The organism is Venenivibrio stagnispumantis, from assembly GCF_900182795.1.
Classification (GTDB): Bacteria; Aquificota; Aquificia; order Aquificales; family Hydrogenothermaceae; genus Venenivibrio; species Venenivibrio stagnispumantis.
Genome location: NZ_FXTX01000018.1, coordinates 1 through 19945 on the forward strand (window position 1 = coordinate 1; position 19945 = coordinate 19945).

The 19945-nt window shown below is 28.4% G+C and carries 26 protein-coding genes and 1 pseudogene; 4 read left to right on the plus strand and 23 right to left on the minus strand.

The window, feature by feature from the left end:
* Positions 1 to 44 precede the first annotated feature (44 nt).
* The 13 genes and pseudogenes from QOR43_RS06845 to ispD all read right to left on the minus strand — a co-directional run bounded on the left by QOR43_RS06845 (position 45) and on the right by ispD (position 8282).
* Entirely contained in the window at positions 45 to 629 is a 585-nt protein-coding gene (locus QOR43_RS06845; RefSeq protein WP_265134916.1) for a hypothetical protein, read from the minus strand.
* A gap of 16 nt (positions 630 to 645) precedes the next feature.
* On the minus strand, positions 646 to 1038 hold the full coding sequence (locus tag QOR43_RS06850) for a chemotaxis response regulator CheY (protein WP_265134917.1): 393 nt from the start codon (positions 1036 to 1038) through the stop codon (positions 646 to 648).
* A gap of 28 nt (positions 1039 to 1066) precedes the next feature.
* Positions 1067 to 1621: a protein phosphatase CheZ gene (locus QOR43_RS06855; protein WP_265134918.1), complete on the minus strand. Its 555-nt coding sequence runs from the start codon at positions 1619 to 1621 to the stop codon at positions 1067 to 1069.
* Between the two features lie 15 nt (positions 1622 to 1636).
* A complete protein-coding gene (locus tag QOR43_RS06860; protein WP_265134919.1) occupies positions 1637 to 2101 on the minus strand; it encodes a chemotaxis protein CheW in 465 nt (154 codons plus the stop codon).
* Positions 2102 to 2112: 11 nt separating this feature from the next.
* The gene (locus QOR43_RS06865) at positions 2113 to 4071 is read right to left on the minus strand and encodes a chemotaxis protein CheA (RefSeq protein ID WP_265134920.1); all 1959 of its coding nucleotides are present in this window, start codon (positions 4069 to 4071) and stop codon (positions 2113 to 2115) included.
* A gap of 12 nt (positions 4072 to 4083) precedes the next feature.
* Positions 4084 to 5022: a chemotaxis protein gene (locus QOR43_RS06870; protein ID WP_265134921.1), complete on the minus strand. Its 939-nt coding sequence runs from the start codon at positions 5020 to 5022 to the stop codon at positions 4084 to 4086.
* A gap of 3 nt (positions 5023 to 5025) precedes the next feature.
* The gene (locus QOR43_RS06875; protein WP_265134922.1) at positions 5026 to 5301 is read right to left on the minus strand and encodes a methyl-accepting chemotaxis protein; all 276 of its coding nucleotides are present in this window, start codon (positions 5299 to 5301) and stop codon (positions 5026 to 5028) included.
* Between the two features lie 16 nt (positions 5302 to 5317).
* A complete protein-coding gene (locus QOR43_RS08620; RefSeq protein WP_425609139.1) occupies positions 5318 to 5758 on the minus strand; it encodes a CZB domain-containing protein in 441 nt (146 codons plus the stop codon).
* Positions 5756 to 6769: pseudogene (locus QOR43_RS06880) on the minus strand (methyl-accepting chemotaxis protein); the annotation flags it as partial. The gene QOR43_RS08620 and the pseudogene QOR43_RS06880, both read right to left, overlap by 3 nt.
* Positions 6757 to 6960: a hypothetical protein gene (locus tag QOR43_RS06885; protein ID WP_265134923.1), complete on the minus strand. Its 204-nt coding sequence runs from the start codon at positions 6958 to 6960 to the stop codon at positions 6757 to 6759. The gene QOR43_RS06885 and the pseudogene QOR43_RS06880, both read right to left, overlap by 13 nt.
* The gene (locus tag QOR43_RS06890) at positions 6948 to 7427 is read right to left on the minus strand and encodes a PAS domain-containing protein (RefSeq protein ID WP_265134924.1); all 480 of its coding nucleotides are present in this window, start codon (positions 7425 to 7427) and stop codon (positions 6948 to 6950) included. The genes QOR43_RS06885 and QOR43_RS06890 overlap by 13 nt, the downstream gene beginning before the upstream one ends.
* A complete protein-coding gene (locus QOR43_RS08625; protein WP_425609140.1) occupies positions 7405 to 7647 on the minus strand; it encodes an EAL domain-containing protein in 243 nt (80 codons plus the stop codon). Before QOR43_RS08625 ends, QOR43_RS06890 begins: the two co-directional genes overlap by 23 nt.
* The gene (ispD, locus tag QOR43_RS06900; RefSeq protein ID WP_265134926.1) at positions 7605 to 8282 is read right to left on the minus strand and encodes a 2-C-methyl-D-erythritol 4-phosphate cytidylyltransferase; all 678 of its coding nucleotides are present in this window, start codon (positions 8280 to 8282) and stop codon (positions 7605 to 7607) included. Before ispD ends, QOR43_RS08625 begins: the two co-directional genes overlap by 43 nt.
* Positions 8283 to 8342: 60 nt before the next feature.
* Between ispD and QOR43_RS06905 the strand changes: the two genes are divergently transcribed.
* Complete coding sequence (locus QOR43_RS06905; protein WP_265134927.1) at positions 8343 to 8966, plus strand: pentapeptide repeat-containing protein; 624 nt, start codon at positions 8343 to 8345, stop codon at positions 8964 to 8966.
* Between the two features lie 154 nt (positions 8967 to 9120).
* Here the strand turns inward: QOR43_RS06905 and QOR43_RS06910 are convergent, their stop codons facing one another.
* From QOR43_RS06910 to QOR43_RS06930, 5 genes are read right to left on the minus strand one after another with little or no spacing between them, the layout of a single operon-like run.
* Positions 9121 to 9429: a lipopolysaccharide assembly protein LapA domain-containing protein gene (locus QOR43_RS06910; RefSeq protein ID WP_265134928.1), complete on the minus strand. Its 309-nt coding sequence runs from the start codon at positions 9427 to 9429 to the stop codon at positions 9121 to 9123.
* Entirely contained in the window at positions 9419 to 9907 is a 489-nt protein-coding gene (locus QOR43_RS06915; protein ID WP_265134930.1) for an HIT family protein, read from the minus strand. The genes QOR43_RS06910 and QOR43_RS06915 overlap by 11 nt, the downstream gene beginning before the upstream one ends.
* Positions 9908 to 9920: 13 nt before the next feature.
* Positions 9921 to 11909 (minus strand): primosomal protein N' family DNA-binding protein, encoded by a 1989-nt coding sequence (locus tag QOR43_RS06920; RefSeq protein WP_265134931.1) that lies wholly within the window; start codon positions 11907 to 11909, stop codon positions 9921 to 9923.
* Positions 11902 to 12438 carry an ATP-dependent protease subunit HslV gene (hslV, locus tag QOR43_RS06925; protein WP_265134932.1) on the minus strand — a complete coding sequence of 179 codons (537 nt, stop codon included), beginning with the start codon at positions 12436 to 12438 and terminating at the stop codon, positions 11902 to 11904. The genes QOR43_RS06920 and hslV overlap by 8 nt, the downstream gene beginning before the upstream one ends.
* Positions 12425 to 13072, minus strand: coding sequence for a C40 family peptidase (locus tag QOR43_RS06930; RefSeq protein ID WP_265134933.1), 648 nt, complete (start codon positions 13070 to 13072; stop codon positions 12425 to 12427). The genes hslV and QOR43_RS06930 overlap by 14 nt, the downstream gene beginning before the upstream one ends.
* A 107-nt stretch (positions 13073 to 13179) precedes the next feature.
* Here QOR43_RS06930 and QOR43_RS06935 point away from each other — a divergent pair, with 107 nt between their 5' ends.
* The 3 genes from QOR43_RS06935 to vapC are packed head-to-tail and all read left to right on the plus strand — an operon-like array spanning position 13180 to position 14078.
* Positions 13180 to 13386, plus strand: coding sequence for a hypothetical protein (locus QOR43_RS06935; RefSeq protein WP_265134935.1), 207 nt, complete (start codon positions 13180 to 13182; stop codon positions 13384 to 13386).
* 51 nt (positions 13387 to 13437) lie between these two features.
* A complete protein-coding gene (locus QOR43_RS06940; protein WP_265134936.1) occupies positions 13438 to 13677 on the plus strand; it encodes an antitoxin in 240 nt (79 codons plus the stop codon).
* A complete protein-coding gene (vapC, locus tag QOR43_RS06945; RefSeq protein ID WP_265134937.1) occupies positions 13677 to 14078 on the plus strand; it encodes a type II toxin-antitoxin system tRNA(fMet)-specific endonuclease VapC in 402 nt (133 codons plus the stop codon). Before QOR43_RS06940 ends, vapC begins: the two co-directional genes overlap by 1 nt.
* A 302-nt stretch (positions 14079 to 14380) precedes the next feature.
* Here the strand turns inward: vapC and QOR43_RS06950 are convergent, their stop codons facing one another.
* From QOR43_RS06950 to QOR43_RS06970, 5 genes are read right to left on the minus strand one after another with little or no spacing between them, the layout of a single operon-like run.
* The gene (locus tag QOR43_RS06950; RefSeq protein WP_345782863.1) at positions 14381 to 14884 is read right to left on the minus strand and encodes a GGDEF domain-containing protein; all 504 of its coding nucleotides are present in this window, start codon (positions 14882 to 14884) and stop codon (positions 14381 to 14383) included.
* 4 nt (positions 14885 to 14888) lie between these two features.
* Positions 14889 to 15431, minus strand: a complete 543-nt coding sequence (locus tag QOR43_RS06955) for a hypothetical protein (protein ID WP_283571457.1) — start codon at positions 15429 to 15431, stop codon at positions 14889 to 14891.
* Positions 15422 to 15745: a hypothetical protein gene (locus tag QOR43_RS06960; protein WP_265134842.1), complete on the minus strand. Its 324-nt coding sequence runs from the start codon at positions 15743 to 15745 to the stop codon at positions 15422 to 15424. Before QOR43_RS06960 ends, QOR43_RS06955 begins: the two co-directional genes overlap by 10 nt.
* Before the next feature lie 30 nt (positions 15746 to 15775).
* The gene (locus QOR43_RS06965) at positions 15776 to 17017 is read right to left on the minus strand and encodes a GGDEF domain-containing protein (protein WP_265134841.1); all 1242 of its coding nucleotides are present in this window, start codon (positions 17015 to 17017) and stop codon (positions 15776 to 15778) included.
* Between the two features lie 2 nt (positions 17018 to 17019).
* A complete protein-coding gene (locus QOR43_RS06970; RefSeq protein ID WP_283571458.1) occupies positions 17020 to 19890 on the minus strand; it encodes an EAL domain-containing protein in 2871 nt (956 codons plus the stop codon).
* Between the last annotated feature and the right edge of the window lie 55 nt (positions 19891 to 19945).

The window sequence follows — 19945 nt, forward strand, 5'->3', positions numbered from 1 at the left end:
CACTTTTGACATATTTATATGGTTTTGCTTTAGGTTTTTCTTTGTTAAGAGGTATAAATGCTTCCCTTAGAATTTAATTTCTCACTCAAGGTATATATATATTTTTCTATAAATCTGTCCCATGTAGCATCTTTCCATGTTGTAAGATAACAATATACAGAACCATCTAAATCTGTAATTGCTGACCTGTCTGATTGTATAACTTTATTTCCTACCGGTATGTCTGCATTTCTTTTAATCTCTCCCGGTTTTGTTTCTCTAAGCATTTCTTTTACTCTATCCGGATTTTTATGGAAAATATGGATTGATTGTCCAACTATATTATTACCGGATATATCATAGCCATAAAGCCTTCTTATATCTTCCCTCAATGAGTCTATTATCTCTTTTCCTCTTCTGTTTACATAAATGAGTTTATTTCCTTCTCTTCCGGGTTTAAATTCGGTATCTGCACAAAATACACCTTCTTCTTGCAGATTTTCTATTATCTGCCAAGCTATATGGTTTTGTCTTTTTATCTCCCGATACTCTTTTTCAATCTCTCTTAATCTTTCTACTTCCCTTTTTAGATTTTCAACCTCTTCATTAAATACCGGATTGCTGTTTTCATTGCTTTTTTTCCAAAACATTTTTCATTCCTCCTTGTTATTTATTTAAACTTTCATATACTTTATCAAGTTTTTCTTTTAATGTTTCTGCAGTAAATGGTTTTACTATATAGTTGTTGGCTCCACTCTGGATAGCAAGTAAAACATTTTCTTTTTTTGCTTCTGCCGTTACCATTATTACCGGAATATCTTTTAGCTGTGGGTCGTTTCTTATCTCTTTAAGTAGAGTTATACCATCCATCTCAGGCATATTCCAATCAAGTAAAACAAGGTCATATTTGTTTTGTTTTAATTTGGAAAGTGCATCTTTTCCGTTTTCTGCTTCATCTACATTATTATAGCCAAGTTGATTAAGAATGCTCTTGATTATTCTTCTCATAGTTGCCATATCATCTACCGTTAAAATTTTAATATCTGTTGGAAATCCCATTTATATTAAACCTCCTAATTTAATTTTTTTATAATCCAAGTTCTTTTAATATATTATCAACATCTTCCTGAAATATTCTATCACCGGTTAGCATTTCAGTGGCTTTACCTATTACTTTATCTTTGTTTTCTACATGCAACGAACCTGCTTCTATTGAAGATATTATAATTTTTATAAGTATCTTTTTAATATCTTCAAGAGCTTCTATAACATTCTTTATCTGCTGGGCAGACAAATCTTGAAAAGATAAAGTAGTATAAACTAAAAGAATTTGGTTCATATTATCTTCATTTTTTTCTTTTATTAATTCCAGTTTAGATTTTATTGGTTCTATCGGATTTAATGATAAAAGCTCTTTTACGGTCTGGTTTATTACTTTATTATTTTCTTCTACTAAATCTAATATATCTATTATCTCTTTTGTCTTTTGCTCTGTAAATTTCATTACGTCTCTGAGACTATCTGCAGCGGAAGGTAAAAAAGAAGATGCCTCTTCAATAGGTTTGGTGTTTTCTTCTATCTTCCCTTCTAACTCTTTTATCTTTTTTACAAGCTCATCTAACTCTTTTTTAATATCTTCCATTTTTTCTCCTCCTGTTTATTCTTTAAACACTTTACTTAAATCTAATATACTCATAAATCCGAAATTAGATAAGGCTACATTTGATATATAATCACTATATATGCTTGTCATAGGATTTTGTTCTAAAGCATCTTCTTCTATCTTTGTGACACCTAAAACTGCATCTACCAATAATGCTATTTTCCCCAGTTTTGTTTCTACTATCACAAGCCGGTTTGATGCCGTTTTTTCTTCAAGTCCTATCTTTTCTTTTAATGAAACTACCGGTATTATCTCTCCTCTTAGATTTATTACTCCTTTTATATAACTTTCTGATAAAGGCACTTCAAATATTTCAAGTAGTTTTGATATTTCCAAAACTTCTTTTAAAGATATTCCTATTATCTCATCTTCCAGTTTTACTACTAAAAATTCAAGTATTTTTCCTTTTTTTTCTTTTAATATATCTTCTGCCATAGATTTAAGTTGTATTTCTGCCATCTTCCTTACCTCTAAATCTTAATAATATTTCTGCTTTTGATAAGTTCTACAATATCAAGAATTAAAACTACTTTTCCATCTCCCGTTATTGTTGCTCCGGATATTCCTTTAATATCTCCGAATATTTTACCAAGTGGTTTTATAACTATTTCTTCATCTCCGAATAAATCTTCTACCGTAAATGCAATTCTTTGATTTCCGAGGATACAAACAATAACATAACCTACTTTACTTTTTTGAAGTTTAAGGATTTCCGAAAGGTCAAGTAAAGGTAATGTTTTTTCCCTTAGTAAAAGCACATTTCTGCCTGATAGATGTTTTATCTCTGCATTATCTGCAGATACTATCTCATTTACAAGGAATATAGGAATTGCAAATTTTTTACCACTAATAGATACAATTAATGACCTTATTATTCCTACGGTTAGAGGGAATGCTATACTTATTTTTGTTCCCCTTCCTTTTTCTGACCATATATCTATCGTTCCTCTAAAATTGAGAACAGTTGTCATAACAACATCCATTCCTACTCCACGACCGGATATCTGGGATACCTGCTCTGCAGTAGAAAATCCGGGAGTAAATATGAGGGATACTATTTCTTTTTCGGTCATTTTTTCAAGCTGGTCTTTTGTTATCAATCCTTTTTCTATTGCTTTTCTGGCTACTTTGTCAGGGTCTATACCTCTTCCATCATCTTCTATCTCTATATATACCCTATCTCCTTGATAGTATGCCCTTAAAATAATTTTACCTACCGGTGGTTTTCCAAGTCTCTTTCTTTCTTCCGGTGGCTCTATTCCGTGGTCTAAACTATTTCTGATAATATGCACTAAAGGCTCTTCAAGTTTTTCAAGTATAGATTTATCCATTTCTGTATCTTCACCCTGTATTATAAGCTCTACTTCCTTACCTACTATTTTGGATAAATCCCTTACTACCCTGCTGAATTTTTGGAATAATCTTTTTACCGGTTGCATTCTTGTTTTCATTACTGCAAGTTGTAAATCTCCCACAACCCTATCTATGGAAGATGTAGCAGCCTCTATATCTTCTACCACTTTATCCTGATATTTTGCAACCAACTCATTTACTGCTCTTAGCAATCTATTTCTATCAAGGACAAGTTCTCCTACCAAATTCATCAAATCTTCTATTTTCTTTATATCTATTCTTAGAACCTTTTCCTCTTCTTCTACTACCTTTTTTGTTGCCGGTTTTTCTGCCTGCTTTTGAGTAGTTTCTACTGCTTGTTTTTGGGTGGTTTCTACCGGCTTTTCTTCTTTATTATTTCCGTTTTCAGACAGGTCTTTTCCCGCAATCTCTTCTTCCACCATCTCAAGCATCTTTTGTGCTGCTTCTTCTTCTATCTTCTGAATAATTTGAGGTGGTGGAGTAGTTTCTTCAGGATTTAGTAATCTATCTATAAAATCTATTATCTCCTGAGGTCTTTTATGAGGTGGTAATAACACAAGCTCTTCAAGGATTTCTTCTATCGGTTTTCCTTTTAGATGAGATAATCCGTATTTATCAAGCAAGGATTCAAGGGTTATCTCTTTATTTTCTTTATTTGTTTCTTCTTTTTTTCCTCCGAGAACCGATTCAAGTTCTTTTATTATTTCTTCATCCACATTTGCAAATCCTTCCGTTTCATATCCGTAAAGGGCATTTTTCAGACTATCTACTGCTTTTAAAAGAATATCTCCTATATCTGATGTAAATCTTATTTTTCCTTCTTTTATCTTGCCAAGTAAATCTTCTGCTTTATGGGCTACTTCTACTATTGCTGTTAGACCCAAGAACCCTGCACCACCTTTTAATGTATGCATACTTCTAAATGCAGAATTTATAAGTTCCTGATTTTCAGGGTCTTTTTCAAGCTGTAATAATGTATTTTCCAAATTCTCTAAATGTTCTTTTGCTTCTATCAAAAATTCTTCAAAAATCTCTCTCATATCTTCCGGTATCATTGCTATGCCCCCTTACTTTTTAGCATGTTTATTAATCATTTCAAGTATAGATTTTGCATCAAATTTCACTATAAAATCATCTGCTCCTACCGTAAATGCTTTTTGTTTATTTGCTTCATCTGATAATGTAGTATTGACAATAACCGGTAAATCTAAAAATCCCGGTGTATGTTTTATCAGATTTGTAAGTGTAAGCCCATCCATAGATGGCATTTCAATATCGGTAAGAACTAAATCTATATAATCCCTTATTGATTTACCTTCTTGCTGGGCTTTTTGCAGTAATTCATTTAACTTATCCCATGCCTGTTTTCCATCTTCTGTGATAATTACATGGTGTCCGGCAGATTCAAGAATATCTTTTATTATCTTTCTGGCAACCGGTGAATCTTCTGCTACTAAAATATTTAATTTATGAGGAACTTCTATCTCTTTTACTTTTTCTACATCAAATACTTTAAGTAATCCCATATCATGAAGTATTCCTTCAAAATCAAGTATTAATAATAATCCTTCTTCCGTATCTACTACACCGGTGATTCTGCCATTTAATCTTGTATTTAATACATCCGGTGCTTTTTTTATATCACTCCAAGAAATTCTTCTTATTCTCTTTGCAGCATGGATTATTACACCTACTTTTTCCCTTAAAAATTCCATAAAAAGTAGATATTTTTTTCTTTCCGGTGGTTCATTTATTCCTATCCATTTTGCTATACTTACTACCGGTATAAGTTCTCCCCTTATTTCTGCCATTCCTTCTACTTCTTTTGGCATATTAGGAACTTTTGTAAGAGGTGGAGTTCTGAGAACTTCTTTTACCTTTGCAACATTAACCCCCAGTATCCATTCATATAAACCATCTTCCCTATCCTCAAATATTCTAAAATCAATTATCTCAAGCTCATTTTTACCTGTTTTTAGAGTCTCCGGTAATCCATATTCTGCCATAGCTTACCCCTCTTCATCTAAATTTTTAATCTCATCTTCAAGTTTACTCATTAAAGCCTTTATCTCTATTGTTGTTTTATTTATATTATCTGCTAATTTTCTAAATTCACTTGCCACAACCGAAAATCCTTTACCGGCTTCTCCTACCCTTGCAGCCTCTATAGCAGCATTTAGTGCAAGCAGATTTGATTGCTTAGAAATTTTTGAGATATTCTCTATCATCTGGTTTATCTGGTTAACCTGCTCTTTAAGTTGATTAATTACTTCTTTTTTATCCATAACTTATCCTCCGTTTTTATTTAATATTATACTCTTTTTCTGTATCTTCTATATTTTTATCTAACAATTTAAAGAGTTCATCACTTGCTTCTTCCATTTTTTCAAAGTTATAAATTATTTCTTCTTTATGTTTTACAACTTCAATTTCAGGGTTTGGAGATTCAAGATATTTTGCATTTTCATAAACATATTTATGGACTAATTCATGTGGTGTTTCTATTCTGATAAAGTATTCATCATTTCCAAACTCTTTTTTACCGTCTGAGTAATACCATTTTCCGAATGCACATTCGGTATGTGGTTTATAGAAAGTCATAGGTTGTAAATGATATACAGAGCCGTAAGCTTTGTTTTTGAATATGATATGGTCAAGTTTTGATTTTGTTACAAATATAACTTTTTCAACAAGGTCTGCTATTTTTGATGTAATGTTGGCATTTTCATTAAATTTATATATTGTTGTTTTAAAGTTTGATACATACTGGGCTGAATTTCTTGCTATGGCTGTCATACTTTCTGATTTTTCCAGTGTATTTTTGCTTTCTTCTTTCAACTGGGTTAGACTTTGGGTTACTTCATCTGTTGCTTTTTGGGTTCTTTCTGCAAGTTTTCTAACTTCATCTGCAACTACTGCAAACCCCCTTCCCATTTCACCGGCTCTTGCTGCCTCTATTGCTGCATTTAATGCAAGTAAGTTTGTTTGTTCTGCTATATCTTTAATCAGATTTATAACAAGATTTACATTTTCAGTTTTTTCTGCAAGATGTTCTATTACTTTATTAGATTCTTCTATCAATGCAGTTAGATTATTAAGATTATTAACAATTTCTTCAAGTATTTTTACTCCTTCCTGCGAGGCAGATGCTGTTTCTTTACTTTTTTCTACTATCAATTTAGCCCTATCTATTGTTTTCAATAAATCTTGCTGAATAATTGTAAGTCCTGCAGTTATACCACCACCAAGTTCTCCTAATTTTGCATTCAGTTTAACCCTTTCTATGAAAAATTGATTTTCTTTCATCTTTTCAAGAGGAATATTTAGGGCATCTGCTAATAATTTAAACTCTCCTTTAAATCCGTCTGACACAACTTTTCTATAAAATTTACCTTCTGCTGCATACTCTATAGGTGTTTTTATCTCCCTTAAAAATACTTCAACTTGGTCAAGAAAATCATTCAGATTATTAGCCATTTCTTTCATTTCACCGCCATCTTTTAGTAAAACTATTCTTCCTTCAAGATGTCCTACTTTTGCATCGGATAAAATATTGGATACAATCTTCAATGTGTTTTGAGCTTTTCTGATATTTACGAATATAAGCCATGCTGTGATAAAATTAATAAAATTTAAAATCCTGATAAAATCAAATCCATGCTTATATATTTCTATTACCAAAGCAAAGCTAAAAAGGGCTATGGATATGATATTTAGATACTGAACTTTTTGTAATGAACTTATTTTTTCCATCTCTTTCTTCCTCCAAATATATTTTTATATAATATTCTTAAAAATCTTCCGGCATCGGAAGTGGTATAATAAGACCATATTAAAACGGCTAATACTACAAGAACTATAATAGAAACAATGAGAAAAAAGGTTAAAGGGTCTATTTTCCCCATTTCCTCAAAAACTTGAGATTTAGATTTTACAGCGTCCATACGAACTCCTCATAACTCATTCCACTTTCATTTAATACCTGATTTAATAATCTTTCTCCTGCCTGCATTCCACCTATTTTTTCTGCTTCTAATATTTTCCTATAAAGAGCTTCTGCTTTTTCTACTGCTTCTCTTCTGGGTTTTCTTCTATCGGATTGGTATCCTATTATTCTTCTTCCGGTTTCATCATAAGATGGTGTAACATGGGCAAATACCCAGTAATAATCTCCATTTTTGGCTCTATTTTTTACATATCCCCAAAACTCTTTGCCTTCTTTGATAGTATCCCAAAGTAGTTTAAAAATTGTCCTTGGCATATCCGGATGTCTTACCATATTATGATTTTTACCTACCAGCTCCTCTTCCGTATATCCTGATACCTTTATAAATGTTGTGTTTGCATAAGTAATAATTCCTTTTTCATTCGTTTTTGACACCAAAAACTCATTGTCCGGAACTTCTATCATCCTTCATACCTCCTTTTTTAAAAATTATTAGATATTTTAATGATGAATAACCTGTCCCGAAATCATCTATGGATATTTTTACCCCTTCCATTCTTAATTTTTCTATCTTTTCTTTTCCTTCTACCATATCAACTAACTCTCTTTCTGTTATTTCAATTATTATACCAGAGATTTTTTCTAATTTTGATAAATCATCAATGATTTTATAGTTAAAATACAGTTGGCAAGGGTTATATCTTCTTTTGTAGTAATTTTTATATTTAAAGGGGAGCCTTGGTTGATTGTTATTTTAAAACCTAATCTTTCCATCAAATAGCTATCATCTGTTGCTAATATATTATCTTCAATAGCTTTTTTATGGGCATATAATAATTTATCAAAATCAAAAGTTTGTGGTGTTTGGATTATATATATTTCTTCTCTGTTTAATGTTTTCCGGACTATATTTTCTCTTACAACTTTTAAAGTATCCCTTGATTTGTAAGCTGTAATAGAGCCATCATATCCGGATTTTATATTATTTATTCCTTCTACGAAATAATCCTTTGTTGCAAATGGTCTTGCTGAATCATGGATTGTTATAATCTCAGCATTTTTTATTTTTTGCAATGCGTTATATACAGAAAACTGTCTTTCTGTTCCACCGGCTACTTTTATAACTTCTTTTTTTGTTTTAGGTAATTTTATACCTAAATCTTCCGGTGGTAAAACTAAATATATACAATCAATATTTTCTATATTATCAATAACTTCTATAGAATATTCAAACAGAGGTTTTCCATTTAACTTGAAAAATTGTTTCTTTTCTCCAAATCTACTGCCTTTGCCACTTGCCAAAATTATAGCTTTTATCATATTTTAATTATCTCCTTTTGTTATATTTATTTTACTAAAAATTTAAAAGAGAGGTTTACAATGGGAAAAATTACAAGAGAAGAGATTGAAAAAATGATAAAAGAAGGAAAAGATATTGATTTAAGTTTTGAAGATTTATCCGGTCTTGATTTATCCGGTCTTGATTTAAGAAATTTTACTTTAACCGGTGCCAATTTAGAAGATGTAAATCTTGAAGGAGCAAATTTAGAAGGTTTATTTATAGCTGATGCAAATATGCAAAATGTAAATTTTAAAAATGCAAATTTACAAAGAGTTATATTTCAAAGAGTAAATTTAAGAAAATCAAATTTTGAAGGTGCAAATCTTTTTAGAGCAAGTATCCTCGTTTCAGATGTTTCAGATAGCTCATTTAAAAATGCATATATGGTAAATGTAAGATTAGAAGACAGCAAATTTTTACGCTCTAATTTTGATAATGTAGAGATGGTTTATTCTAATTTAAGAGGTTCTGATTTTAGTAATTCATCTTTTATAAAAACTAAATTTAGTTATAGTGATATGAGAAAATCAAGATTATCAAATGTATGGTTTGAAAATGTAGAAGCAGAAGAGGTATTGATTTACGGAAGAAAACCTTGGTTAGAAGGTAGCAAAGCAGATTTAAGGTATGACAAGATACTACCTTCTAATTTTGGTGATTAATTACCAATTTTTAACTCTTATTGAGTTTGCTATAACAAATGCAATACTTAATACCACATTGAAAACATTCAGAATTGGCATCTTCTACCGGTTTATTACAATCACATTCTATTGTGATAGATGGCAACTTTTTTTCTATTTCCAATTTTTTCCTCTATGTTTGGGATTTTATTTTATCTAATTGAGATTTTAGATTTTCATTTTCTAATCTTAATTTCTCCATCTCTTTTTTTATCTTCATCCATTCTAATTTAAAATTAATCCAATCTGTAATTGCAAGAATTAAAACAAGAACAGCACCTATAATAATACTAAAAATAATTACCAATGAAAGTGGCAATGGCATAGTTTGATAACCGGGTATTAGATTTACAACTACCTGAATTTGACTATTCATAGCCACAAAATAGGCTACAAGAAGCAAAATAATTAGCCAAAATAAAAGTTTTATTTTACTTAACATCTTTTAAACCTTCCTTTAATTTTAAATAAGTTTCTTTTAAATCATAAGATATAACCCTTGTTTCTCCCAAAACCGGCATAAAATTTGTATCTCCAATCCATCTTGGGACGATATGATTATGTATATGTGTTTCCAGTCCGGCACCGGCAGCTCTACCGAGATTATAACCAATATTAAATCCATCAGGTTTTAAAACTTTTTTCAAAAGCTTTACCATATCCTGTGTAAGAAGAGATATTTCACATAAAGTTTCTTTATCTAATGCTGTAAAATCTCCAATATGCTGATTAGGGCAAACCATAAGATGCCCTGCATTGTAAGGATAAAGATTTAGTATAACAAAAGCCCTTTCTCCCCGATATAAAACTAAATTTTTATCATCATCTTTTTCTTCAAATGCTTTACATAAAAAACATCCTTCTGATTTTTCAAGACCATCTATATATTGGGAACGCCAAGGAGAGTATAATCTTTCCATCTTCTTCACCTCTTTAAAATCTTTTTGGGTCAACATCTATTATTAATTTTATTCCTTTTGCAGTAGCTTCTTTATAGATTTGTGCAAGTTTTTGTTTATCTTTAAAATCTTTTAAAATAAAAGAAAATATATTTTTTCCTCTAACATGACTTTCATATTTATTTAATACATAACTTTCAAACTCTTTTACAAATCCTGCAATATCTTCTAATTTTAAATTATTTTTTGAAAATTGTAAATATATTAATTTTGAAAATGGTGGAAGTGAGAAATCTTTTCTTATTTGAAGCTCTGTTTCAAAAGATTGTTTTATATACTTATAAAAATTATCTATCTTTATATCTTCCTGAGATATTATTATATATTTTATCAATGCTTTATATGCAGGTATAGTTAAAACTCTTAAAAATTTTTCACTGCCTCTAAAATCAGATATATTTAGCAAAAATTCCGGATAAAGATTTATAATATAATCATATTTATCTACGGAAAAATCTTTATCTAAGATAGTTGTTTTTACATCTATTTTGTAATTTTTAAACTCTTTTTTTATAAACTCTTCAACTTTTAAACTACCAAATCCTATCTCCTTAAGCAAAAAATCACATCTTGGGCAATGTGTAATATATTCATAAATTTTATTGCATTTATCACATTTTAGATATTTTTTTTGATTTTCTTTATAAATTCTAAGTGGAACTTTGCAATCTTCACATAAAACCTCTTCATCACATCTTTCACAATAAAGCATTAAAGAATATGGTTTTCTGTTTGCAATTATCAGATATCTTTTGTTTTTTTCTGTTATTATTTTTTTGAGATTATCAAAAATCTCTTTTTTTGAGATATTTAATATTTCTATTTTTGCTTTTATTTTTGATTTTTCTTTTAAAGGTTTTATCAGATTTATTTTTTTACTATAAAAAATCTCTAAGGATGGTATCGTTGAACTAAAAATTACCGGTATATTTTTTTCTTTATGAATTTCATAAACTACCCTTTTTGCTTCAATTCTTGGGGTTCTCATAGATTTATAACTATCTGAAGATGCATTTTCCAAAATAATTAAAGATAAATTTTTGATAGGTATCATTAAAGAAGATATTGTCCCAAGTGTAATAGTGCCGGATAGATTTTTTAAATTAAACCATACTTTTTGTTGTAAAGCCTTTGATAAGGCATCGTGGTATATAAATAATTTATCTGCAAATATATTTTTCAGTTTTTTATATATTGCATCTATTTCGGATATAGAAGGAAAAACAACCAAAATGCTTTTATTTTGAGATAGATAATATAAAAATAATTTTTTATAAAATTCCAATCTTTCTTCCGGATAAATATAATCAAGAGAATAAAGCTTATTTTCAAGATTTATCTGAAAGCCCTGATATATATTTTTTTCTGTTTTTAAAATTTTCTCAGATTGGATTTTATAATGTAATCCTTCTAATCTTTTAATTAATGATTTTTTAACTAAAGCATTTATTATACTTTCCGAAAAACCAATTTCTTTAATTTCTGATTTTGATATTTCACCTTTTTCAAGTATTATTTCAAGTAATTCTTTTTGTTTTTCTGTGATTTTTGGGATATTATGTAGGGTTGCAACATTTGGGATATATATAATTTCTTCTCTTGCTTTACCCTGCCATTTATCATTTATTTTTTCCCATTTTAAAGAGTTAGGAAGGAAAAAATCTATAACAAGTCCGAGTGATGATACATAATAATCTGATATTTTTTTCATTATATTTATCTCTTTTTGGGTAAAAACCGGCTCTTTATCCGGTATATCTTCTATATATTTTAGCTGAATATCATTTAGCTGTGGCTCTTCTTCCGATGCAGATATACAAACCCCGTAGGAAGACCAATTTTTAATAGGAACTAAAACTCTTCTACCTATTAAATCTTCTTTTTTGTAATTTCCTTCTACCTTATACCAAAATGTTTGGTATAAACTAACAGGTAAAGCAACTTCTATATATAAATTATTCAATCTCTTCTACTATGATATTTTGGTTAGTATAAATACATATCTCTCCGGCTATTTTCATTGCTTGCTCTACTATTTCTCTTGCTGACATCTCTGTATTTCTATATAAAGCTAATGCTGCTGCCCTTGCATACTCTCCACCTGAACCTATTGCCAAAACCGGCTCATCCGGTTCTATTACATCACCATTGCCTGACAATAAAAGCATATTTTCCTTATCTGCTGCTACCATTACTGCTTCAAGTCTTCTTAAATATTTATCCATTCTCCAATCTTTTGCAAGCTCAACAGAAGCCCTTAAAAGATTTCCCCTGTGTTTATTTAGTTTTTCTTCTAATCTCTCCATTAATGCAAGGCCATCTGCTGCACTACCGGCAAATCCAACAACTATTCTTCCTTCATTTAATTTTCTTATTTTCTTTGCAGTTTCTTTCATTACTGTATGTCCTACCGTGACCTGACCATCTCCTGCTATAACTGTTTTTCCATATCTTCTTACTACACAGATAGTTGTGCTTCTAATTTTTTCCATATAGATACTCCATTAAATCATCTGTTGAGCTAAATTCAGAATTATATTTTACTTCCGGCTCAAAATCTTTTGGAGGAATTCTTTTTGCAAATAAAAATCTTCTTTGATAATATTCCTGATTTATTGACGTTATTTCTACTCTATCACCTCTTGATGATGCATGTATCATTTTTCCATCACCTATATATATACCAACATGGGAAGGATATCTTGCATAAGTTGCAAAGAATAATAAATCTCCCGGTTTTAGATTTTCTTTACTAACAAAATAGCCATATAAAGCCTGTTCTCTTGCAGTTCTTGGAAGCTCTATTCCTTCAAGCTTAAATACATTCTGAACAAAAGAAGAGCAATCTATACCATTTATAGAACTACCACCAAATCTGTAATTAGTGCCAAGTAATCCTATGGCATATTTTACTACATTTTTATTAGCCGGTATATCGTCGTGGTAAACAATATTTCCAATATGATAACTAACTTTTTGAATTTTTACTTTTTTATAATGTTTTTTTACTGAATGTTTCTTATGATTTGATATTTTTTTATGTTGTTTTGCTTCTGCTTTGACGAGAGGAATTAAGAATGTAAGGATAAAAATAATTAATAATCTGTAAATTTTTAATTTTTGCATAGCTATGCACCCCCTATTTTGTTTAACCATTAAAAAGGATACAATAAAAAAATTTTTTTTGCAACTTTTTTGTAAAATATATTAAAAATATCTAAGAGGTGATAAATATGATTGATGAAAAAAAATTAAAAAATGAAATACAAAACGATGAATGGCAACCGGTAAAAAATTTGGAAGAAGAAAAAATAAAATTGAAAAATGCACTAATAGAAAAACATAAGAAAAAATCTATATCTATAAAAATAACCGAAAATGATATAAAGAAATTAAAGAAAAAATCTCTGGAAACAGGAATACTTTATTTTGCATTTTAAAATTAAATGTATATATTTTATAGTAAATACATACTTTAGGGGCGATGAACCATGAAAAAAACTAAAATCTTTAAAAGTGGAAATTCTTTAGCAGTGAGATTACCTAAAGGCTATCAGATAGATACAGAAGAAGTTTATATTACAAAGCAAGATAATAAATTAGTTATATTCCCTGAAAAAGAAAAATGGGATGTTTTATTTGAAATTTTAGAAGAATTGGAAGAGAAAGAAATTGAAAATTTCTTAAAAGATAGAAATCAACCAAAACCACAAGAAAGAGAATTATTTTAATGATTTATATGCTTGATACAAATATTTGTAGCTTTATAATTAGGGAAAAACCATTATCTGTAAAAGAAAAACTTAAAATTGTAAGTAAAGATAATAGAGTTGTAATCTCAAGCATTGTAGCATCGGAACTTTTATATGGTGCTTATAAAAAAGAAAGCCAAAAATTAATAACTACAATAAAAACATTTATAGATTTTTTTGAGGTTTTACCTTTTGATTTAAATGCAGCTGAGGAATATGGAAAGTTGAGAGCTTATTTAGAAAAAACAGGAAATATTATTGGAGCTTATGACCTTCAAATAGCAGCTCATGCTTTATCCTTAAATGCTGTATTAGTTACAAACAATACAAAAGAATTTTCCAGAATCAAAAAATTAAAAATAGAAGATTGGACTACTTAAATAACAAAAAATCATATTCATCTTAAAAAAAGAGCTACCGGTATAAACCGGCTAGCAAGGAGATAAAGTAGATTATTCGGGATTTAAAAACTTAAAAAGAGGGGATGAAAAGAATAAACTATAAAAATTTCCATGTCAATGCTTAAAATAATATTATAAAATCAATATCTTATAAATCAAAAAATCTTTAACTCCTTATTATATAAGGAATTACCATAATGCTACTTTAAGGTAATGAGTTTTTCGGAAGTTTAGAAATTTTAAAATTTTTTGTGCTATGAACCAAGAGTTTACTAATAATTTTATCCATCTGCAATTACAATATTTTTTCCACTTCTCTTTGCTTTATATAATAGTTCATCTGCCCTTTTTAGCAATGTATCAACAGTATCATCTTTCTTTGCTTGTGTAACTCCAAAACTGGCTGTATATTTAATAATTTTATCCTGATACCTTATTTCTCTATTTTCCATTACTTTTCTTATTCTTTCTGCAACTTTAACGGCATCTTCCAACTTTACAGGTATTAAAATAGCAAATTCCTCTCCACCTAATCTTCCTGCTATTGTATTTGCTCTTAAATAAAATTTTAAAACTGAAGCAACATCCTTTAAAACTAAATCTCCAACATCATGTCCATAAGTATCATTTATTTTTTTAAAATTATCTATATCAAAAAGAATAATTGAAAAATCAATACCTTTTTCTTTGAGTAATTTAAAATATTCTTCTAATGCTCTGATGAAACTTCTTCTATTAGGTAAACCTGTTAAGAAATCCAGATTTGCTTCTGTTTTTGCTTCTATTAATTCATCTTTTAATTTTTTTTACTTCTTGATTATAATACTCTAATTTTTCCTTTAATTCTTTATTTTGCTCTCTTAAAAATCTTAGTTCTTCTAAAATCTTTTCTACATTTTCTCCTATTTTTTCAATATTAGCGTTATTCCATTCCTGTTCTATAGCTTTTTGGGAATTTTCTATATTTGTATCCCCTTGCTCTATAAGTTTGACAACCATTTCTAAATCTTCACTGATTTTATCTGCTATTTTTTCAAGTTTTTGCATTTGAAGCTGAGATTTAAAATTTTCTACTTTATCATCACAACAATTTTCTTCAAAGAAATTTTTATATATAGATACTGCATCTATATCTGTGAAATTCTGCTTATTTTCAAAAAGATAACAAAAAACAATAAACCAGTTTCTATAATTTGTTGGTAATAAAGGAATATTATTTCTTATCATAAATTTTATTTGTTCTTTCACTATCTTTGCAATAAAAGAGATATCTTCTTTTGTTAATTGATAACCATTATTAAATTGCTCTAATAATTTACACTTTATTTCCATGTATTTACCTCAAGAAGATTTATATAAAGGTCTATGGAATAAAACATACTTTTTGGAGATATTCCCAAATCAAAATGTCTTTTTGCCAATTTATATAATTCTTTTTTAACTTCTTCATCTTTATTTTCTTCAAGAGATTTAATCATATTAAAAAGAGCAACACTTTGTTTTTCTATTAATAACTCTACTTGCTTAAGGGATGTAAAAAATACTGAAGAATGGTCGTCATCATGTAAGGCACTATAAAATTCTATAAAAATCTCTTTAAGAGTATTAATTATTTCCGTTTCTCTGTTTTCATTTTTCTTTGTCATAGGTAATCCTCCTTATTTACTAATATTAATTTATCCTACTACCCTATCTCTACCGGAGGTTTTTGCTTTATATAGATTTATATCTGCTTGATTTAATAAATCTTTTATAGTTTTTGTGGTATCTTTAATCTCTTCAACTCCAAAACTTGCTGTAACTTTTATTTCTTTATCTTCATATTTAATCACATTATTTTTTATCTCTTTCCTTAATTTTTCTGCAATATTTATAGCCTCTTCCTTGGTTGTGTGTGGAAGTAAAATGAGAAATTCTTCTCCTCCATATCTGAATATATAATCTGATTTTCTTATATTAGATTTTAATGTATTTGCTACTTCTTTTAAAACAATATCACCTACTATATGTCCATAAGTATCATTTATCTTTTTAAAATGGTCTATATCTACCATAATTATGCTTATAGGTGTTTTTGTTAAATTGGCTATCTCTATATGTTTAAGAAGAATTGGTTCTAAATTTCTTCTTGTTAATACACCGGTTAATGGGTCAGTAGAATATTCTTTTACTACAACGATTGTGTTTAGATACATAAGTTCATTTAAAAGCCAAAATGAAATTGCTTCCATATCTTTTAAAGAAAAGAAGGCTTTTTGATAATCTTTTTGTGTTATATAATTGTAAATCAAAAATGCCATATCATGAAATTGTATATGATATTGTAATAAAACATCTATTATTCTCTTTTCTTCTACCAAACTTTTTGCTTCAAAATTTATCCATTCTGAAAGGCTACATTCAAAATGTTCTATTAGCTCAAAATTATTTTCTCCTCTTAATTTTCTTAAAAATCTAATAAAATAATCAAGATGTTGTATATAGGTATTTACTAAGAAATAGCCATCTTTATTTTTAGTAGATTCTTTTAGAAATATCAATTTTTCTTCTAACTGCTGAATATATTTTTCAAAATATCCTTTTATAAAATTATTCTTTAAATCTTCAAATAACCTCTCTACTCTTTTTGCTTCCCTTATATCAACAGAAAGTGGTAAATGGGCTATAAAATTTTTTCTTAAAAAATCAAATATTGATATACTTTCTACTAATAATATATTTTCTTCAAATGATTTTTCCCCGAGATTATAGTAATATTGTAGGCATTCTTCACCTTTTATACTTTCTTCTATGCAATGTTTTAAACCTGTTAAAAACTCTTTTGTTATTACTGATTTTGTATGCTTTTGAATATAGTTCTCTAATCTACTGAAAATTATATCTATCTTCTTATCTTTAAAAATTTCATAAATGCTCATGCCTACCTCCTTAATAATTTTTCTGCTTCTTCTTCCGTCATTGGTTTTGCAAGATAAAATCCTTGAATATAATCAGCATCCATTTCTTTTAACATATCATACTGCTCTTTTGTTTCTACTCCTTCTGCTACAGTTTTCATTCCAAATTTATCTGCAAGAGTTATAATCATTTCTACTATTATTCTTGTTTTTTCATCTTCTAACATCTTTCTTACAAAGGATATATCTATTTTTATAACATCTGCATTTAAATCTTTTAGATAAGAAAGTGATGAATATCCGGTTCCAAAATCATCTATGGATATTCTTATGTTTTTGCATTTTTTTAGTTCTTCTATAATCTGTTTTGATTGCTCCGGATTATCCATATATAATCTTTCGGTTATCTCTAAAACCATAGGAGCAGGTAAACCTTTTGCATGCTCCAATACTTCCTGTGCAAATGAAGGATTTTTAAAAGACCTTGCAGATATATTAACACTTATAGGTATATTCCATTTTTTTATCTTTTCAGAAACCTCTTTTAATGCCCATTTTTTAAATGAATTTAAATATTCAGATTGTTCAAGTAAATCTATAAAATCTTTAGGATAATATATTTTTCCATCTTCATCTTTTATTCTAACAAGTGATTCAAACCCTGCTATTTTGCCTGTTTTTGTATCAAAATATGGTTGATAATGGAATATAAATAAATCTTTTTCTACTGCTTTTTGAAGTACATTTTCTGCTTTAAATAGGGATTCTATTTTCTCTTCCATCTCTTTACTATGAAATCTTATAACATTTTCCCCTTCTTCTTTTGCATATTTTAATGCTATACTTGCACTTTCCATTATTTCTTTAAAATTTTTTCCATCGTCAGGATAAATTGATATACCTATGTTATATCTTATAAAGATTTTCTCACCATCTAATTTAAATGCTAATTTTTCATTTAAAATAGTTTTTAATCTCTCAATTATCAAAGGTAAATTATTTTTATTTTCTATATCTTTTAAAAATATTCCAAACTCGTCTGAACTGGTTCTTCCTATAATATTATCTTTTTTAAAATGTTTATTTAATATATCTGCTAAATATTTTAAAATCTCATCTCCAACCTCTACCCCATATTTTTTATTAATAACGGAGAAATTATAAATATCTATCAAGATTAATGCAGATAGGTTATTCGGATTTTTGATTATATAATCTGCCACTTGCATTTGAAAGCCTACAAAATTATAAAGATTAGTTACTACATCATAATATCTTAATCTTTCATTTTCTTCAGATAAAACTCTTTCTTTTGTTATATCTTTGCCTATACTTATAAATTTTAAAGAACCATTAGGAAGTTTTACAGGTATAATTTTTTCATCAAGATAAAATAAATCTCCATCTTTTTTTCTATTTACAAAGATTCCATCAAACTCTTTTTCATTTTTTATTGTATTCCATAACTCTTCATAAAATTCCTTATCTTGATATCCTGATTTGAAAATTCTTGGATTTTTTCCTATTAATTCTTCTTTTGTGTATCCTGTAATTTCACAAACATAATCATTAACATACTCTATATTTCCATTTTCATCTGTACTAACAACCCATTGAGAAGAATTTTTTATTGCTTGATTTAAGATTATGCTATTTCTTATAGTTTCTATCTTTTCAATAGCAAATTGTAAATCAGATTGTAGTTCTTCTAATATGGTTTTATTTTCTTCTTCAAAATAAAATGGTTCTGTGGCATATATATTTAAAGTTGCTACTACTTTATCATTCTTTTTAATAGGTATAGATGCAGAAGAGAGGAAATTTCTTTTGAGCATCTCTTCTTTCCAAGGTTTCATAAACTCTGTGGTTTTAGTATCCGGATTTATAATAATATTACCTGTTCTGAATGCTAAACCTGTTGGTCCTCTTCCTTCCGGCAGATTTTCTCCTACTGCTACTTTTATAACATCTAAATATCCCTCTTCTTCACCGCATTTATAAATGGTTTTAAAAAGATTTGTTTCTTTATCAGGCACTCCTATCCATACAAATTTTATATCAAGTTCTTTTACCAAGGCTTCACATATTACTTTATAAAGTTCTTCTTCCGTTAAGACGCTTATAATCGCTTTATTTACATTCCTAAGTGCTTTATATAATCTTTGTAATCTTACTTCTCTTGTAATATCAATGATAAATCCAAAGAAAGATGTTATATTTCCATTTTCATCATATACAGGAGTAGTTTGGTCTAAAATCCATACAAAATTACCTTTTTTAGTTTTTAATCTATAAGGTTTATGTATCCAGAATTTCTTCTTTTCTCTTATACCTTCTTCAACTTCCTTTGCTACTCTTTCTAAATCTTGTGGATGAATTAAATCAGCATATAAGATTTTTCCTTCTGTAAAATCTTCAGCAGTGAATCCAACTATATCTTCTACATTAGTGGAAACAAATGCAACAGGCCAGTTTTGCTCATTTTTCCATAAAAATGCAACAACTTTTCCTTCTTCAAATATTGGTCTTACTATCTGAAAATCAAAAATTATATCTTCTTTTTTAAAGATTTCATCTAAATCTATATGAAACTCTACAAAATAATCACCCTCACGGGAAGCTAAAACATAAAAATATTTAGTACCTTCCTCTGTATAATGTTTATGAATAACTCCATAATGATTTTTTCCTGATTTTAACATCTCATTTACAGGGCAAGGATGTTCTTTAAAATGAAAACAGGGTTGATTAAAATAATGTGATATTTCATAACAATATTTTTTATCTGTTTCTCCGTAAATTTCTACTGCTTTTTTATTCATAAAAACAACATTAAAATCTTTGTCTATCACCAAAACCGGTTCTTGTATCCAATTTAAAACTTCAAAATCCATTTTAAATTTCCCCTGAATAAAAAGATTTTTACATAAAATTATACTTGATTTTTTA

What these genes read in the sequence shown, in the direction of transcription:
- QOR43_RS06845 (WP_265134916.1), bottom strand. Translation starts at nt 629, where the DNA reads ATGTTTTGGAAAAAAAGCAATGAAAACAGCAATCCGGTATTTAATGAA.
- QOR43_RS06850 (WP_265134917.1), bottom strand. Translation starts at nt 1,038, where the DNA reads ATGGGATTTCCAACAGATATTAAAATTTTAACGGTAGATGATATGGCA.
- QOR43_RS06855 (WP_265134918.1), bottom strand. Translation starts at nt 1,621, where the DNA reads ATGGAAGATATTAAAAAAGAGTTAGATGAGCTTGTAAAAAAGATAAAA.
- QOR43_RS06860 (WP_265134919.1), bottom strand. Translation starts at nt 2,101, where the DNA reads ATGGCAGAAATACAACTTAAATCTATGGCAGAAGATATATTAAAAGAA.
- QOR43_RS06865 (WP_265134920.1), bottom strand. Translation starts at nt 4,071, where the DNA reads ATGATACCGGAAGATATGAGAGAGATTTTTGAAGAATTTTTGATAGAA.
- QOR43_RS06870 (WP_265134921.1), bottom strand. Translation starts at nt 5,022, where the DNA reads ATGGCAGAATATGGATTACCGGAGACTCTAAAAACAGGTAAAAATGAG.
- QOR43_RS06875 (WP_265134922.1), bottom strand. Translation starts at nt 5,301, where the DNA reads ATGGATAAAAAAGAAGTAATTAATCAACTTAAAGAGCAGGTTAACCAG.
- QOR43_RS06885 (WP_265134923.1), bottom strand. Translation starts at nt 6,960, where the DNA reads ATGGACGCTGTAAAATCTAAATCTCAAGTTTTTGAGGAAATGGGGAAA.
- QOR43_RS06890 (WP_265134924.1), bottom strand. Translation starts at nt 7,427, where the DNA reads ATGATAGAAGTTCCGGACAATGAGTTTTTGGTGTCAAAAACGAATGAA.
- ispD (WP_265134926.1), bottom strand. Translation starts at nt 8,282, where the DNA reads ATGATAAAAGCTATAATTTTGGCAAGTGGCAAAGGCAGTAGATTTGGA.
- QOR43_RS06905 (WP_265134927.1), top strand. Translation starts at nt 8,343, where the DNA reads ATGGGAAAAATTACAAGAGAAGAGATTGAAAAAATGATAAAAGAAGGA.
- QOR43_RS06910 (WP_265134928.1), bottom strand. Translation starts at nt 9,429, where the DNA reads ATGTTAAGTAAAATAAAACTTTTATTTTGGCTAATTATTTTGCTTCTT.
- QOR43_RS06915 (WP_265134930.1), bottom strand. Translation starts at nt 9,907, where the DNA reads ATGGAAAGATTATACTCTCCTTGGCGTTCCCAATATATAGATGGTCTT.
- hslV (WP_265134932.1), bottom strand. Translation starts at nt 12,438, where the DNA reads ATGGAAAAAATTAGAAGCACAACTATCTGTGTAGTAAGAAGATATGGA.
- QOR43_RS06930 (WP_265134933.1), bottom strand. Translation starts at nt 13,072, where the DNA reads ATGCAAAAATTAAAAATTTACAGATTATTAATTATTTTTATCCTTACA.
- QOR43_RS06935 (WP_265134935.1), top strand. Translation starts at nt 13,180, where the DNA reads ATGATTGATGAAAAAAAATTAAAAAATGAAATACAAAACGATGAATGG.
- QOR43_RS06940 (WP_265134936.1), top strand. Translation starts at nt 13,438, where the DNA reads ATGAAAAAAACTAAAATCTTTAAAAGTGGAAATTCTTTAGCAGTGAGA.
- vapC (WP_265134937.1), top strand. Translation starts at nt 13,677, where the DNA reads ATGATTTATATGCTTGATACAAATATTTGTAGCTTTATAATTAGGGAA.
- QOR43_RS06955 (WP_283571457.1), bottom strand. Translation starts at nt 15,431, where the DNA reads ATGGAAATAAAGTGTAAATTATTAGAGCAATTTAATAATGGTTATCAA.
- QOR43_RS06960 (WP_265134842.1), bottom strand. Translation starts at nt 15,745, where the DNA reads ATGACAAAGAAAAATGAAAACAGAGAAACGGAAATAATTAATACTCTT.
- QOR43_RS06965 (WP_265134841.1), bottom strand. Translation starts at nt 17,017, where the DNA reads ATGAGCATTTATGAAATTTTTAAAGATAAGAAGATAGATATAATTTTC.
- QOR43_RS06970 (WP_283571458.1), bottom strand. Translation starts at nt 19,890, where the DNA reads ATGGATTTTGAAGTTTTAAATTGGATACAAGAACCGGTTTTGGTGATA.